The sequence below is a fragment of the Microbacterium protaetiae genome (genome assembly GCF_004135285.1).
Classification (GTDB): domain Bacteria; phylum Actinomycetota; class Actinomycetes; order Actinomycetales; family Microbacteriaceae; genus Microbacterium; species Microbacterium protaetiae.
This window is the reverse complement of sequence record NZ_CP035494.1, coordinates 2,721,590-2,736,666: the sequence shown is the minus strand read 5'-3', so window position 1 is coordinate 2,736,666 and position 15,077 is coordinate 2,721,590. Positions and strand designations below refer to the sequence as shown.

At 69.7% G+C, this 15,077-nt stretch carries 11 protein-coding genes and 1 riboswitch; of the genes, 5 read left to right on the top strand and 6 right to left on the bottom strand.

All coding sequences use genetic code 11. The features are described from left to right. Positions 1 to 49 precede the first annotated feature (49 nt). From infB to ET475_RS12615, 5 genes are all read right to left on the bottom strand, one after another. A complete protein-coding gene (gene infB, locus ET475_RS12635; RefSeq protein ID WP_207205348.1) occupies positions 50 to 2,821 on the bottom strand; it encodes a translation initiation factor IF-2 in 2,772 nt (923 codons plus the stop codon). Positions 2,822 to 2,878: 57 nt separating this feature from the next. After that, positions 2,879 to 3,151: a YlxR family protein gene (locus ET475_RS12630; RefSeq protein WP_129390773.1), complete on the bottom strand. Its 273-nt coding sequence runs from the start codon at positions 3,149 to 3,151 to the stop codon at positions 2,879 to 2,881. Between the two features lie 9 nt (positions 3,152 to 3,160). Further along, on the bottom strand, positions 3,161 to 4,150 hold the full coding sequence (gene nusA / locus ET475_RS12625) for a transcription termination factor NusA (protein ID WP_129390770.1): 990 nt from the start codon (positions 4,148 to 4,150) through the stop codon (positions 3,161 to 3,163). Positions 4,151 to 4,247: 97 nt separating this feature from the next. After that, complete coding sequence (locus ET475_RS12620; RefSeq protein WP_129390767.1) at positions 4,248 to 6,080, bottom strand: lipase family protein; 1,833 nt, start codon at positions 6,078 to 6,080, stop codon at positions 4,248 to 4,250. A 70-nt stretch (positions 6,081 to 6,150) separates the two neighbouring features. Continuing rightward, positions 6,151 to 7,200 (bottom strand): LOG family protein, encoded by a 1,050-nt coding sequence (locus tag ET475_RS12615; RefSeq protein ID WP_129390764.1) that lies wholly within the window; start codon positions 7,198 to 7,200, stop codon positions 6,151 to 6,153. 65 nt (positions 7,201 to 7,265) lie between these two features. Between ET475_RS12615 and ET475_RS12610 the strand changes: the two genes are divergently transcribed. Next, a complete protein-coding gene (locus ET475_RS12610; RefSeq protein WP_129390761.1) occupies positions 7,266 to 8,783 on the top strand; it encodes an alanine/glycine:cation symporter family protein in 1,518 nt (505 codons plus the stop codon). A 4-nt stretch (positions 8,784 to 8,787) separates the two neighbouring features. Here ET475_RS12610 and ET475_RS12605 read toward each other — a convergent pair whose 3' ends face one another. Continuing rightward, positions 8,788 to 10,548, bottom strand: a complete 1,761-nt coding sequence (locus tag ET475_RS12605; RefSeq protein ID WP_129390758.1) for a proline--tRNA ligase — start codon at positions 10,546 to 10,548, stop codon at positions 8,788 to 8,790. A 54-nt stretch (positions 10,549 to 10,602) separates the two neighbouring features. Here ET475_RS12605 and ET475_RS12600 point away from each other — a divergent pair, with 54 nt between their 5' ends. The 4 genes from ET475_RS12600 (at position 10,603) to thiD (ending at position 15,076) form a co-directional block, all read left to right on the top strand. After that, positions 10,603 to 12,039, top strand: coding sequence for an RNB domain-containing ribonuclease (locus ET475_RS12600; protein WP_165310912.1), 1,437 nt, complete (start codon positions 10,603 to 10,605; stop codon positions 12,037 to 12,039). Positions 12,040 to 12,073: 34 nt separating this feature from the next. Beyond that, positions 12,074 to 12,168, top strand: a riboswitch (TPP riboswitch). Further along, on the top strand, positions 12,151 to 12,960 hold the full coding sequence (gene thiM, locus ET475_RS12595) for a hydroxyethylthiazole kinase (protein WP_207205347.1): 810 nt from the start codon (positions 12,151 to 12,153) through the stop codon (positions 12,958 to 12,960). Its footprint overlaps the riboswitch before it by 18 nt. Then, the gene (thiE, locus tag ET475_RS12590) at positions 12,957 to 13,604 is read left to right on the top strand and encodes a thiamine phosphate synthase (protein ID WP_129390749.1); all 648 of its coding nucleotides are present in this window, start codon (positions 12,957 to 12,959) and stop codon (positions 13,602 to 13,604) included. Before thiM ends, thiE begins: the two co-directional genes overlap by 4 nt. Beyond that, positions 13,601 to 15,076 carry a bifunctional hydroxymethylpyrimidine kinase/phosphomethylpyrimidine kinase gene (gene thiD, locus ET475_RS12585; protein WP_242497630.1) on the top strand — a complete coding sequence of 492 codons (1,476 nt, stop codon included), beginning with the start codon at positions 13,601 to 13,603 and terminating at the stop codon, positions 15,074 to 15,076. The genes thiE and thiD overlap by 4 nt, the downstream gene beginning before the upstream one ends. Position 15,077 lies beyond the last annotated feature (1 nt).

Sequence of the window (15,077 nt, the reverse complement as noted above, 5' to 3'; positions counted from 1 at the left end):
CCGGTCGCCCCGCGAGCAGCGCGGCTCGCGGGGCGACCGGTTGCGGCAGCTAGCCGCGGGATTTTTCCACCATCTCGGTGGTCTCGATCTCGTCGCCGACCTGGATGTCGTTGAACTTGCCCAGACCGATACCGGCCTCGAAGTCCGTGCGCACCTCGGTGACGTCATCCTTGAACCGGCGCAGCGATTCGATCGCCAGGCCGTCGGCCACAACGACGCCGTCGCGGATGACCCGTGCCTTCGCGTTGCGGGTGATGGTACCCGAGCGCACGATGACCCCGGCGATGTTGCCGAACTTCGAGGAACGGAACACCTCGCGGATCTCGGCGACACCGGACTGGACCTCTTCGTACTCGGGCTTGAGCATGCCCTTCAGCGAGTTCTCGATGTCTTCGAGCGCGGCGTAGATCACCGAGTAGAACCGGATGTCCACGCCCTCGCGCTGCGCGCGGGCTCGAGCCTTCTGGTCGGGGCGCACGTTGAAGCCGACGATGATCGCGTTGTCGATCGTCGCGAGATCCACATCCGACTCGGTGATCGCACCCACACCGCGGTGCAGGATGCGCAGCTGCACCGAGTCGTCGACCTCGATCTTCAGCAGCGACTCTTCCAGCGCCTCGACGGCACCGGACACGTCACCCTTGATGATGAGGTTGAGCGACTCGACCTTGCCCTCTTGCAGAGCCTTGGTGAAGTCTTCGAGCGAAATGCGCTTGCGTGCCTTTGCCAGCTGGGCGTTGCGCTCGGCGGCCTCACGCTTCTCGGCGATCTGGCGTGCCATGCGGTCTTCTTCGGTGACGATGAAGGTGTCACCGGCGCGCGGCACCGAGTTCAGACCCTGCACCTGCACCGGACGCGACGGGGCGGCCTCGTCGACCGCGTCGCCGTTCTCGTCGACCATGGCGCGCACGCGCCCATAGGCGGTCCCGGCGACGATAGCGTCGCCGACGTGCAGCGTTCCGGACTGGATCAGCACCGTGGCCACCGACCCCCGGCCCTTGTCGAGCTTGGCTTCGATGGCGATACCACGGGCGGCCTTGTCGGGGTTCGCGCGCAGGTCCAGCCCTGCATCGGCGGTGAGCAGCACGGCGTCCAAGAGCTCCTGGATGCCGATGTTCTCGCGCGCCGAGACATCGACGAACATGACGTCGCCGCCGTACTCCTCGGCGACCAGACCATACTCGGTGAGCTGCTGGCGCACCTTGGCGGGGTTGGCGTCAGGCTTGTCGATCTTGTTCACCGCCACCACGATCGGAACCCCTGCCGCTTGGGCGTGGTTGAGCGCCTCGACCGTCTGCGGCATGATGCCGTCGTCGGCGGCGACCACGAGGATGGCGATGTCGGTGACCTGGGCACCACGGGCACGCATGGCGGTGAACGCCTCGTGGCCCGGGGTGTCGATGAACGTGATGGCCCGCTCGTTGCCGTCGTGCTCGGTCCAGATCTGGTAGGCACCGATGTGCTGGGTGATACCGCCGGCCTCGCCTGCCACGACGTTCGTCTGCCGGATGGCATCGAGCAGACGGGTCTTGCCATGGTCGACGTGACCCATGACCGTGACCACCGGGGGACGGATCTCAAGGTCGGCGTCGTCCTCTTCGGCCAGCTCCTGCTCGAGGTCGAGACCGAAGCCTTCGAGCAGCTCTTTGTCCTCGTCTTCGGGCGAGACCATCTGCACCTTGTAGCCGAGCTCTTCGCCGAGCACCTCGAACGTGGCTTCGTCGAGCGACTCGGTCGCCGTGGCCATCTCGCCGAGGTTGAACAGGATCGTCACGAGCGTTCCGGGCTGAACGGTGTAGCCCTTCAGCGCCTCGAGCTTGTCGGCGAAGTCAGAGATCGACGCACCGCGGCGCAGGCGAATGATCTCGCCGTTGCCCTTCTGCACGTTAACGCCGCCGACGACCGGCGCCGACCGCATCTCGAACTCTTGCCGCTTCGCACGCCTCGACTTGCGCTGCTTCGACTTGCCGCCGCCCTTGCCGAACGCGCCGGCTGTGCCGCCGCCACGACCGCGACCGCCGCCGCCGGGACGACCGGCGAAGCCGCCGCCCGGACGAGCCGGGAAGCCGCCACCGGCGCCCGCACCGCCACCGGCGCCGGGACGACCCGGTCGCTGCTGGAACGGAGCGCCGCCGCCGGGACGACCCGGACGACCGGCACCAGCGCCGCCGCCCGGACGAGCCGGACGGGCGCCGCCGGGGCGCGGGGCGCCCGGACGCGGAGCACCCGGGCGGGGGGCCTGGGGACGCGGGATGTTACCGGGGTTCGGGCGCTGGCCCATCCCCTGCGCCGGAGCGAAGGGGTTGTTGCCCGGACGCGGACCGGCAGGACGCTGGCCCATCCCCTGCGACGACGAGAACGGGTTGTTGCCCGGACGCGGGTTCGACGTGCGCGGTCCGGGCGTGGGTGCGCCCGGCTTGGGTGCCGACTGAGTCGTCTCGGATGCCGCAGCAGCGGGAGCCTCGGCTGCCGGCGCTGCCGGGGCCGCGGGCTGAGGGGTTTCTGCGACGGGTGCCGCAGCTGCGGCGGGCGCAGGTGCGGGCGTGGCCGCTGGGCGAGCCGCCTGCGGCGGCTTGGGGCCTGCGGGCTTGACCGGACCGGGGCGGCCGGCAGGCTGTGCTGACGTCTTGGCCGGCGCGGCGTCGCCGGCCGGCTTTCCACCGTCGGCGGAAAGGGCAGCACGAAGTTTACGGGCCACCGGGGGTTCGATGGTCGATGAGGGGCTCTTGACGAATTCGCCGAGCTCCTTGAGTTTCGCAAGGGCGACCTTGCTGTCGACGCCGAGCTCGGAAGCGATCTCGTGCACGCGTGGTTTTGCCACAATTCTCCTGTCTGAGGCCTCCCCCAGACAGGGCAGACCGTTATTTGCGGACGGGTCTCATTTCGAGCCGTTCACTTTGTTTCCATAGCCGTTCAGCCGTTTCTCGATGGTCTGCGCGTCAAGCGGGCCTGACACACGCAATGCTCGTACGAACGCCCGGCGCCGCAGCGCGGCATCCAGACACGGATATGTGTCGTGCACCCACGCGCCCCGCCCGGGCATCGTCGCACGCTCATCGGGGACAAGGTGAGAATCGATGGCCACCACTCGAAGGAGGGCGGACCGGGCGGAACGCTGCCGGCATCCGACACACGTTCGTACGGGTTCCATCTTACCCTGTTACGCGTCTTCCAAGATCGAGTCTGGCTGGATGTCGATCTTCGCGCCGGTGAGCTTGGCGGCCAGGCGGGCGTTCTGCCCCTCCTTGCCGATGGCCAGTGACAACTGGTAGTCGGGAACGAGCGCGCGCACGGCCTTCGTGTTCGCGTCGAGGACGAAGCTCGAGCTCACCTTGGCCGGCGACAGGGCGTTGGCCACGAACTTGGCCAGCTCGGGGTCGTAGTCGACGATGTCGATCTTCTCGCCGCCCAGCTCGTCGGTGACCGCGCGCACACGCCGGCCCAGTTCGCCGATGCACGCACCCTTGGCGTTGACGGCGGGGTCGTTCGCCTTCACCGCGATCTTGGTGCGGTGACCGGCTTCGCGCGCCAACGAGATGATCTCGACAAGGCCGCTGGCGATCTCGGGCACCTCCAGCGCGAACAGCTTGCGCACAAGCCCGGGGTGCGTGCGCGAGACAGTGATCGACGGTCCCTTCACACCCTTCGAGACGCTCGTGACGTAGACGCGCAGGCGAGCACCGTGCGCGTAGTCCTCACCGGGCACCTGCTCTTCGGGGGGCAGGATGGCCTCGACGGTGCCCAGATCGACGTGCACCATTCGGGGGTTCGGGCCCTGCTGCACGACGCCGGCGACGATGTCGCCCTCCTTGCCGCGGAATTCGCCGAGAACAGCGTCGTCGGCGATGTCGCGCAGTCGCTGGCTGATCACCTGCTTCGCGGCGAAGGCCGCGATTCGGCCGAAGTCGTCGGGGGTGCTCTCTTCTTCGCCGATCACCGCGCCCTCGTCGTCGAGCAGCGGGATGAACACTGCGACGTGGCCGGTCTTGCGGTCCAGCTGTGCGCGGGCGCCGTCGGGCAGCGTGCCGGTCGTCGAGGTGTTCTTGGCGTAGGCGGTCAGGATCGCCTGCTCGATGATGTGCACGAGCTCGTCGAAGGGGATCTCCTTCTCGCGCTCGACCGTTCGCAGCAGTCCCAGGTCGATATCCATGGCGGCCTCCCTCTTAAGCTTTCGCAGGCGCGCTGACGCGCCGGCATCCCTACAACGTTACCGGATGCCGCACCCGCCGATTCTGTGAGGATGCCTGTCACGCACAGCGCGACGCGGGCGGATCACGGTGCACGAACAGCCCCGCGGTCCAGTCCATCAGCTTGGGCAGCGCCTGCGAGCCGGGCTGCAGGATGTCTTGGTGCCCGGTGACGGGGTACTCCACCCATTCGACGCTGTTGTCGGCCTTGCAGAGCCTGTCGACATAGGCGACCTGCTGGCTGCGCGGGATCACGTCGTCGTTCTGCCCCCACATGATCAGCAGCGGGCTGGTCCAGGTGCCCATCGCCGCGTTCTCGCCGAGCCGGCGGCCCAGGGTCCCCGCGGTCAGATCGCCGAGATACAGCGTCTGTCGCTCCGAGATGCCGAGGGCCGCCAGCACCGAGACCATCAGTCCCGGTTCGGTCGGGCAGCGCTGAGCGAGCTCGTGGACGATCGCCCGGGTACCCGGCGACACATAGTCCTGAATGCGCACATCGGGGTAGGTCTCCGAGTAGGGCGAGAGCACCCAGGCCGTCAGCACCGTCAACTGGGGGCTGGCGAAGCCGGCCGTCAGGTCGCGGGCCAACGCCAGCGGATCGCCGGCGGGCGCGAGTGCGGCGGTGCCGAGCACTGTCAGGTCGGGCGTGTACTTGGCCGCGATGCGACTCGCCCACAGCGCGGCATGACCGCCTTGCGAGTGCCCCCAGACCACCACCTCGTCGGAAGCCCACACCTGCGGCAGGCGTCCGGCCGCTTCGACGGCATCCAGCGCCGATCGCGCCTCGCCCTGCCCGATGAGATAGGGGAAGACGCCCGGTGCCCCCTGGCCCGTGTAGTCGGGGGCGACCACCATCCAGCCTCGGGAGATGGCCTCATCCAACGCCGGGATCGCCCAGCGGGTCGCCGCGGTGTCGGTGAGGCTGGGCGCACAGCCGCGGGCAACGCCGGTGGTGCCGTGATTCCACAGGATGACCGGATGCGGGGTGAGCTGAATGTCGACGTCGGGCAGGATCACCAGGGCGCTGGCGGCCACCGGCTGACCGTGCGCGTCGGTGGTGGTGTACAGAATGCGGGTCACCGTGGCCCCGGCCGGAATCGTTCCGCCGTAGGCGTCGGAGCGGATCAGCTCGCCGTGACCGGAGGGCAGCGTCGCGGGCGGGTCATAGAAGGCGTCCACGACCGGGGCGCCGCCGGCGAGCCAGCCGTTGAGGAACCACCCACCGGCGGTGACCACCACCAGCAGCACCGCCAGCGCATAGCGTCCGGCATCGGCCAGACCCGGCCGCGGTGCCCGCGCGCGCAATGATCTGCCGCCGCGGTCGGGCCGGGCCCGCAGCGCGGCGATGCCACGGAAGAGCAGGGTCGCTCCGAACACCAGGGTGCGCACGCCGAACACCACCGCGACCACCAGCACCGTGACATCCGGCCACGTCAACGACAGGATGCCGAACACCACCTGCGAGCCACCCCACACCGCGCCCAGCAACCGCGCGGCCACGCGCACCCGCTCCCCCGAGCGGCGCGGAACCACGGCGTCGCCGATCGAGGCGACGCCGCCCAGCAGCAGCAGGACCGCCAACACCGTGGGCAGGATGTTCAGACTCGCCCCGAGCCAGATGAGAACGACCAGGCCCACGGCTATCCACACGATCGCGAAGGCCCGGTTCCACCACGCCGGAGACCGGTGCGCCGACAGCAGCTCGATGACGCCGGAGGCGACAGCGCTCACCCCGACGTACACCCCCAGCAGCAACAGCGACGCGAGTGGCCGGGAGATGATGAGGATGCCGAGGACTGTGACGATGCCGCCGACGACGATCAGGGCACGCGGCGGCGCCTGCGCGACGAGCCGCGGCAGAACGCTCCACCGTCTCCCCTCGCGCTCGGCCACCGTGCCATGGTAGGTCACTTGTCGGGCACGGTCGCACGCGGCGCAGCGGACCTCCCGCGGACGGGCGCGCTCAGCGGGACGGCGCCTCCACCCACCCGTTGATGGCACCGATCAGCCGGTACAGTTCGCCCACCAGGAACGGGTTGAAATGCATCACCAGGCGCTCCAGCTCGAGCCTGTCATCGTCTTGCCGCTCGGCGCGCAGCGGCTCGCTGCGCTCGATCTTGCCGCTGGTCAGCAGGCGCGCGAACCGGTCGTTCAACTCAGCGAGCTGCGTGTCGTCGGGTGCCGTGCGGATGCGCAGCACCAGGCGATCGCGCACCCACCGCAGCGAGTCGTAGTTGCGCCAGAACCCCATGATGTGCTCGATGGCCGTCGGCACCGAGTCGGTGACCAGCACACGATCGAAGTCATCGGTGTCGATGACGCCGGCGGGTACCAGCTGCTGATCGACGAAGCGCCGCAGCCCACCCCAGAAGGTGCCTCCCGGCTCGTCCAAGAGCACGATCGGCATCGGCTCGGCCTTGCCGGTCTGCTGCAGGGTCAGCAGCTCGAACATCTCGTCCATGGTGCCGAAGCCACCGGGCAGACAGATGAACCCGTGCGATTCCTTCATGAGCATGAGCTTGCGGGTGAAGAAGTACTTCATCGACACGACGTTGCCGCTGTCGGCCAGCAGGGCGTTCGGCTTCTCTTCGAACGGCAGCCGGATCGACACGCCGATCGAGCGGTCGGGGCCGGCGCCCTCTGCTCCGGCCTGCATGATGCCGGGCCCGGCACCGGTGACGATCATCCAGCCGTGCTCGGAGAGCGTGTGCGCGGCGCGGCGCGCCTGCCGGTACAGCGGGTCGTCGGGCTTGGTGCGAGCCGATCCGAACACCGTGACCTTCGGCACATCGCGGTACGGCGCGAACAGTGAGAACGCCGAACGCATCTCGGTCAGCGCTGCGGCCGTGATCTTCAGATCGAGGCGGTCGGTGTCGTCCATTCCGAGCCCGATGCCCGTCGCCAGGATGCGGGCCACCAAATCGTCGTGCTCGGCGATGCCGGCGGCATCCAGCGCCTGCCGCAGGGCCTCGGTGACCTCATGCGGAACGGTGTTCGTCGAGGAATCTGCCATGACTCCACCTTCGCACGTCGCGCGCATGCCACCAGATTCGACCCGCAGCGTGGGAAACTCACCGCATGGACATCATCGCCGATGCCGTCGGCAACATCAGCAATCAGATGTGGTCGTGGGTTCTCGCGCCCCTCGTGGCTCTCGTCGCCCTCTATCTCACGGTGCGTTCGGGCATCGTGCAGTTCCGCTGGATCCCGGAGATGTTCCGTGCTGTCACCGACCGCTCGCCGCTGGGCGACGACGGCAGGCCGCAGTCGATCTCGGCATTCCAGGCGTTCACTCTGTCGGCCGCCTCGCGTGTCGGGGTGGGCAATATCGCCGGCGTCGGCACCGCGATCTTCTTGGGCGGACCCGGAGCCGTGTTCTGGATGTGGCTGATGGCGCTCGTGGTCGGCGCCACCAGCCTCGTCGAATCGTCGCTCGCGCAATTGTTCAAGGTGCGCGACCCCGGTCGTGCCTTCCGCGGCGGTCCGGCGTACTACATCCAGAAGGGACTGGGACAGCGGTGGGCAGCGATCCTGTTCGCGGTCTTCCTCATCCTCTGCTTCCCGTTCGCGTTCAATTCACTGCAGGCCAACACCCTGGCTGCGACGATCGTCGGGGTCAGCGGAGCCGAGGACGCCCCCTGGTGGATCCCGTTCGTCGTGGGCGCCGTGGTCGCGATCCTGACCGCCCTGGTGATCTTCGGCGGCGTGCACCGCATCGCCACCGTCTCACAGTCGGCCATCCCGATCGTCGCGTTCGCGTACCTCATGGTCGGCATCATCATCGTGGGAATCAACGCGCAGAACCTGCCGTCGGCGGTCGCCTCGATCTTCACCGAGGCTTGGGGCACACAGCAGGTGGCCGGGGCCACGCTGGGCGTCATCATCATGAACGGCGTGCGGCGGGGCATGTTCTCGAACGAGGCGGGCATGGGCTCGGTGCCCAACGCGGCGGCCACGGCAGCTGTCACGCACCCGGTCAAGCAGGGCCTCGTGCAAACGCTCGGCGTCTACTTCGACACCTGGCTGGTGTGCTCGATCACCGCTTTCATCATCCTGGTCTCGGCGCCCGATCTGAGCACGGCACAGCAGGGTGTCTTTCTCACCCAGAACGCCCTGGCTTCGGCCCTGGGCGATTGGACCGGCATTCTGCTGGCGGTCATCATCTTTCTGCTGGCGTTCACCTCGGTGCTGGGCAACTACTACTACGGTGAATCGAATCTGCAGTTCATCACGTCGCACCCGCGCGCACTGCCGGTGTTCCGCGTCCTGGTCATCGTCGCCGTGTTCCTCGGCTCGATCGCCAGCGCCGATCTCATCTGGAACCTCGCCGACATCGTGATGGGACTCATGGCCTTCATCAACCTGATCGCGGTGACGCTGCTCTCACCCATCGCCGTGCGGCTGATAAAGGATTACACCAGGCAGCGGCGCGCAGGCCGCGATCCGGTCTTCACCCGCGACCTTCTGCCCGACATCGGGGGCATCGAATGCTGGGAAGACGAGCTGTCGGTCACCGGCCCGCTCGGGGTGATCTCCCAGCGGGCACGGGGCGAAAAGCACCGCGACCACCTGCACCACACCGGGGTGCAGGGCTGAACGGTCAGCGTTCGGCGATCAGCCGCGCCACCGCCTCGGCGGCCCGCAGCGTCTCGCGCTCGCCGGTGCGCCGGTTCCACAGCTCCACTTCGCCGGATGCCGCACCCCGGCCGGCCACGAGCACGCGCGGCACGCCGATGAGCTCGGCGTCGCCGAACTTGACTCCCGGCGACACCTTGGGGCGGTCGTCGTAGAGCACGTCGAACCCGGCCGCCTCCAGCTGAGCCGACAGCTGCTCGGCCAGCTCGAACGCCGCGGCATCCTTACCCGTGGCCACCACGTGCACGTCGAACGGCGCCACCGATGCGGGCCAGACCAGGCCCCGCTCGTCGTTGTTCAGTTCGGCGATGATCGCGAGAATACGGGTGACGCCGATGCCGTACGAGCCCATCGTCACGGTCACCAGCTTGCCGTTCTCATCGAGCACCTTCAGTCCCAGAGCCTCGGCGTACTTGCGACCGAGCTGGAAGACGTGCCCGATCTCCATGCCGCGCGCCAGATGCACGGGACCGGAGCCGTCGGGGGCTGGGTCGCCGTCGCGCACGGTGGCGACCTCGACGAAACCGTCGCCGACGAAGTCGCGGCCGGCCACCAGAGAGTGCACGTGCTTCTGGTCGATGTTCGCACCGGTGATCCAGCGGGTACCGTCCACGACGCGGGGATCGAGGAAGTACCGGATGCCGGTGGCCGACTCTTCACCCAGCACCGGGCCCGTCGCCGACCATGGCCCGATGTAGCCCTTTGTCAGCAACGGGTGCTTCGCGAAGTCCTCGGGGGTGGCCGCCTCGACCTCGGCGGGGGCGAAGGCGACCTCGGCGCGCTTGTCGTCGACGTCGCGGTCGCCCGGGATGCCGACGACGACGAGCTCGCGGGTGCCGTCCAGGTGCGTGAGGGCCAGCACGACGTTCTTCAGCGTGTCGGCGGCGGTGTATTCGCCGTCGAGCACCGCGTTGCAGTGCGCGACGAGAGTCTCGATGGTCGGGGTGTTCGGCGAGTCGAAGACGACCGGCGCCGGCGCCTCATCGAACGGCAGAGGGCTGGGCACCACCGTCGTGAACGCCTCGACGTTGGCGGCGTAGCCGCCCGCCGAGCGCACGAAGGTGTCTTCGCCGACCGCGGTCGGGTGCAGGAACTCCTCGCTGCGCGAGCCGCCCATCGCTCCGGCATCCGCTTTCACTATCACGTACTCCAGACCCAGGCGCGCGAAGATGCGCTCGTAGGCGTCGCGCTGGGCGAAGTACGAGGCGTCCAGCCCCTCGTCGGTGTAGTCGAACGAATAGGCGTCCTTCATCGTGAACTCGCGCCCGCGCAGCAGGCCGGCACGGGGACGCGCCTCGTCGCGGTACTTGTCCTGGATCTGGTAGATCGTCAGCGGCAGGTCCTTGTACGACGAGTACAGGTCTTTCACCAGCAGCGTGAAGGCCTCTTCGTGCGTGGGTGCCAGCAGGTAGTCGGCGCCCTTGCGGTCGTGCAGGCGGAACAGCAGATCGCCGTACTCGTCCCACCGGCCGGTCGCCTGGTACGGGTCACGCGGCATGAGCGCGGGGAAGTGCACTTCCTGCGCGCCGGCGGCCGCCATCTCGTCGCGGATGATCCGCTCGATCTTCGCCTTCACCCGCAGACCGAGCGGCAGCCAGGCGAACACGCCGGCGGCCTGGCGGCGGATGTACCCGGCGCGCACGAGCAGCTTGTGAGACTGGACCTCCGCCTCGGCGGGGTCTTCCCGAAGGGTGCGAACGAAGAACTTCGACAGACGTGTGACCACGATCCCCCAGTGTACGGGGGTGGATGCCGCGGCCCGTCTGCGTACACTGACCACGTGTCCGCTCGTCGCCCTCATCTCGTCTCCCCCGCCACCGGCGACGCCCTGGCGGCGTCGCTGGCCGCGTTGCGCACGCAGCTGGATCTGCCCGATGGTTTTCCCGCCGACGTCCTCGCCGAAGCGCAGGCCGCGGCCCACCACGTGCGGGCCGAGCCGAGCGGCGAGGTGCACGACCTGCGCGATGTCGAGCTGCTCACCATCGACCCCGAAGGCTCGCGCGACCTCGACCAGGCGCTGCACCTTCAGCGCACCGCCGACGGCGCCGTGCTGCACTATGCCATCGCCGACGTTCCCGCCTTCGTGCAGCCCACCGGTGCGCTCGACGCAGAAGCACGCGCCCGCGGCGTCACGCTGTACGCCGTCGACGGGCACATCCGGCTGCACCCGGCCGTGCTCAGCGAGGGCGCCGCATCGCTGCTTCCCGGGCAGGACCGCCGCGCGTTCGTGTGGCGGTTCGAGCTCGACGAACGCGCGGTGCCCCGGCGCACGACGCTGGTACGGGCCGTCGTGCGCTCACGCGCACAGTGGACCTACGAAGACGCGCAGCGGGCCATCGACGACGGTTCTGGGCCCGCCTCGCTGCTGGCCCTGCCGTGGTTTGGACAGCAGCGCACCGAACGCGAGCGGGAACGGGGCGGGGCGAGCCTGAATTCGCCCGAGATCGACGTTTCGCCGGCCGATGGAACCTATCGGCTCGAGCGGCGGCGCACGCTGCCGGTCGAGGACTGGAACGCGCACGTGTCGCTGCTGACCGGCATGGCGGCGGCTCGCATCATGCTCGACGGCGGCATCGGCATCCTGCGCACCATGCCCGAGGCCGACCCCGACGACGTGGCCGCCTTCCGTGCGCAGACCGTGGCGCTGGGCCTGGACTGGCCCGAAGACATCGGCTATGGCGAATACCTGCGCACCCTGCACGGGGATGACCCGGCGACCTTGGCGGTGCAGGATGCCGCAGCGAGCCTGTTTCGCGGAGCCGGATACACCGCTTTCGACGGCGAGCCTCCGAAAGACACCGTGCAATCGGCGATCGCGGCGCCCTACGCGCACACCACCGCTCCGCTGCGCCGCCTTGTCGACCGCTGGTCGCTGGTCGTGTGCGAAGCTCTGGCCAACGGGCACGATGTGCCTGCCTGGGCGCGCGAGAGCCTGCCCGAGCTTCCCAAGCTCATGGGTCGTGCTGATCAGCGCGCCGCGCGCCTGGAGAACGCGACCGTCGACCGCGTGGAGGCAGCCGTGCTCACCGGGCACGAGAACCGCGTGTTCACGGGCGTCGTGCTCGGCCACCGCGGCGATGGGGCGCGCGTGCAGCTGACCGGTCCGCTGGTGTCGGTGAAGGTTCCCGATCTGGATGCCGCAGCCGGTACCACTGTGCAGCTGCGCCTGCAGCGCGCTGACGTGGCAACCGGCGAGATCGACATGGTGCCGGCATGAACGGGCGCCGGCGACAGCGCTAAGCTGACACGCACACCGTGACACGGGGTGCCCCGCACTGGGGCTGAGATCACACCCGTCGAACCTGCTCTAGTTCGTACTAGCGAAGGGATGTCGCGCATGACGCGCACTCTGCAGTCTTCTGCCCGTTCCGCCCTGCTCGAGGTGCGCGCCCACGCGCCGCTCGTGCAGTGCCTGACAAATGCTGTCGTGACGAATTTCACGGCCAACGTGCTGCTGGCCCTGGGCGCCGCCCCCGCCATGACCGATCTGCCCGGCGAAGCCGGGCCGTTCGCGCGGATCGCCGGCGGCGTGCTGGTGAACCTGGGCACCCCGCACGCCGAGCAGCGCACCGCGATGCTCGAGGCTGTCGCGGCCGCCGACGAGGCGCGGGTGCCCTGGGTGCTCGATCCGGTGGCCATCGGCGCGTTGCCGATCCGCACCGAGCTCGCTCACGCGCTGCGCGAACGGCGGCCCACCATCATCCGCGGCAATGCCTCCGAGCTGCTGGCGCTGGCCGGCGACGGCGCCGGCGGACGCGGTGTCGATGCCACCGACGACGTCGAGGCCGCGCTGCCGTCCGCACGGACGCTGGCTGCGCGCACCGGTGCCGTGGTTGCAGTATCGGGGCCGGTGGACGCGATCACCGACGGCGAGCGCGTCATCCGCATCGGCAACGGCACACCGCTGTTGACCCGGGTGACCGGCGGCGGCTGCGCCCTGGGTGCTGTCATGGCGGCGTTCGCGGCGGTCGACTCCGATCGGCTGCAGGCCGCGGCATCCGCGGTTCTCGTCTACACGGTGGCGGCCGAACTCGCCGCTGCGCGCAGCGCCGGTCCGGGCTCGTTCGCGGTGGCGTTCCTCGACGCGCTGGCCGCCCTCACGCCCGAGCAGCTCGACGAGCGCGCGGTGATCGCATGAACGGCGACCTGTCGGTGTATCTGGTGACCGATGCCGCGGTGGCGGCTGCGGCCGGGCACGATGTGGCCGAGGTGGTTGCCGCAGCCGCGCGCGGTGGCGCCGGCTGCGTGCAGGTGCGCGAGAAGCACGCCCCAGCGCGCGACTTTCTCGCCACGGTGCTGCGCATCTGCGAGGTCGTGCCACCCGGGATGACCGTGCTCGTGAATGACCGCATCGACGTGTATCTGGCCGCACGCGCGGCCGGAGCCCGGGTGGCCGGTGTGCATGTGGGCCAGTCCGACCTGCCGGCGCGCACGGTGCGGCAGCTCATCGGCACCGGAGCCGTCTTGGGGGTCAGCGCGTCGACGCCCGAACAGCTCGCGCGCGCCGCCGCGGACGGGGCCAGCTACGTCGGTGTCGGAGCGCTGCACGCTACCACGACCAAGCCCGACGCGCCCGCCCCACTCGGCCACGATGCGTTCGCCGCGCTCGTTCGCACCAGCACGCTGCCCGCCGTGGCGATCGGCGGCGTCACCGTGGCCGATGTGCCGCTGTTGCGGGCGGCGGGGGCCGCGGGTGCCGCCGTCGTCTCGGCCGTCTGCGGCGCCGGCGACCCCGAGCAGGCGACGCGCGCGCTGCGCACCGCGTGGGAGCAGGCACGATGATCCCCCGGGTTCTCAGCATCGCCGGCACCGATCCCACCGGGGGTGCCGGCATCCAGGCCGATCTGAAGAGCATCGCCGCCGGCGGCGGCTACGGCATGGCGGTGGTCACCGCGCTGGTGGCCCAGAACACGCGTGGTGTGCGCGAGGTGCACACGCCGCCGGTGTCTTTTCTCGCGGCACAGCTCGACGCCGTCTCAGACGACGTCGCCATCGACGCTGTGAAGATCGGCATGCTCGGCACCACACAGGTGATAGCGACGGTGGCCGCCTGGCTCGACCGGGTGCGGCCGCCGGTGGTGGTGCTCGATCCCGTCATGGTGGCCACGAGCGGTGACCGGCTGCTGGATGCCGACGCCGAAGACGCGCTGCGCACGCTGTGCGCGCGTGCCGACCTGGTCACCCCGAACATCCCCGAACTGGCGATCCTCGTCGGTGAACCGACGGCGGTGACCTGGCCCGATGTGCTCGCACAGGCACGGCGGCTCTCGACCCGCCACGGCGTCGCCGTGCTGGCCAAGGGCGGGCACCTGGGCGGCGCCGACGCGCCCGACGCCCTCGTCACCGGCGAGCAGCTCACCCAGTTCGCCGGCGAACGCGTGGCGACATCCCATACCCACGGCACCGGGTGCTCGCTCTCGTCGGGCATCGCCGTGCGGCGTGCCGCGGGCGCACCGTGGGAGCGTGCCCTGGATGAGACCAAGCGCTGGCTCACCGAGAGTCTGCGTCACGCCGATGAGCTCGCGGTCGGCACCGGACACGGGCCCGTGCACCACTTCGCGGGCCTCTGGCACCGCGGCGGCCTTCTCACGCGCCCGACGCCGGCGCAGGTGGCCGCGCAGTGGTGGACGCACATCGGCGACATCCGCGCCGCCATCGATGAGCTGCCGTTCGTGCGCGCACTGGGCGACGGCTCGCTTCGACACGACGCCTTCACGTGGTACCTGGCCCAAGACGCGCTGTATCTGCGCGCCTACTCGCGGGTGCTGGCCCAGGCCAGTGCGCTCGCGCCGGATGCGGCCGCCCAAGAGTTCTGGGCGGCCGGCGCATATCGCTGCCTGGCCGCCGAAGCGCAGCTGCACGAATCGTGGGTGGGCGCCGACGAGATCCACAGTACGCCGCCCGGCGCCGCCACGACCGCGTATCTGGACCACCTGGCCGCATCCGCAGCGCGCGGCGACTATGCGGTGCTCGTGGCCGCGGTGCTGCCCTGCTACTGGATCTACCGCGACGTCGGCGAGCGCCTGCACGCGGCATCCCACCCCCGGCATCCCTACCGCGCGTGGCTGGACACGTACGCCGACCCGGAGTTCGCCGCCGCGACCACGCGCGCCATCGACATCGCCACCCGCGCTGCCGCCGACGCCGGCGACGCGCTGCGCGCGCGGATGCGCGACGCGTTCACCGCGTCGGCCCGGCACGAGTGGGCGTTCTTCGCGGCACCGCTTGCGCAAGAGAGTGCCGATACCCTGTGAC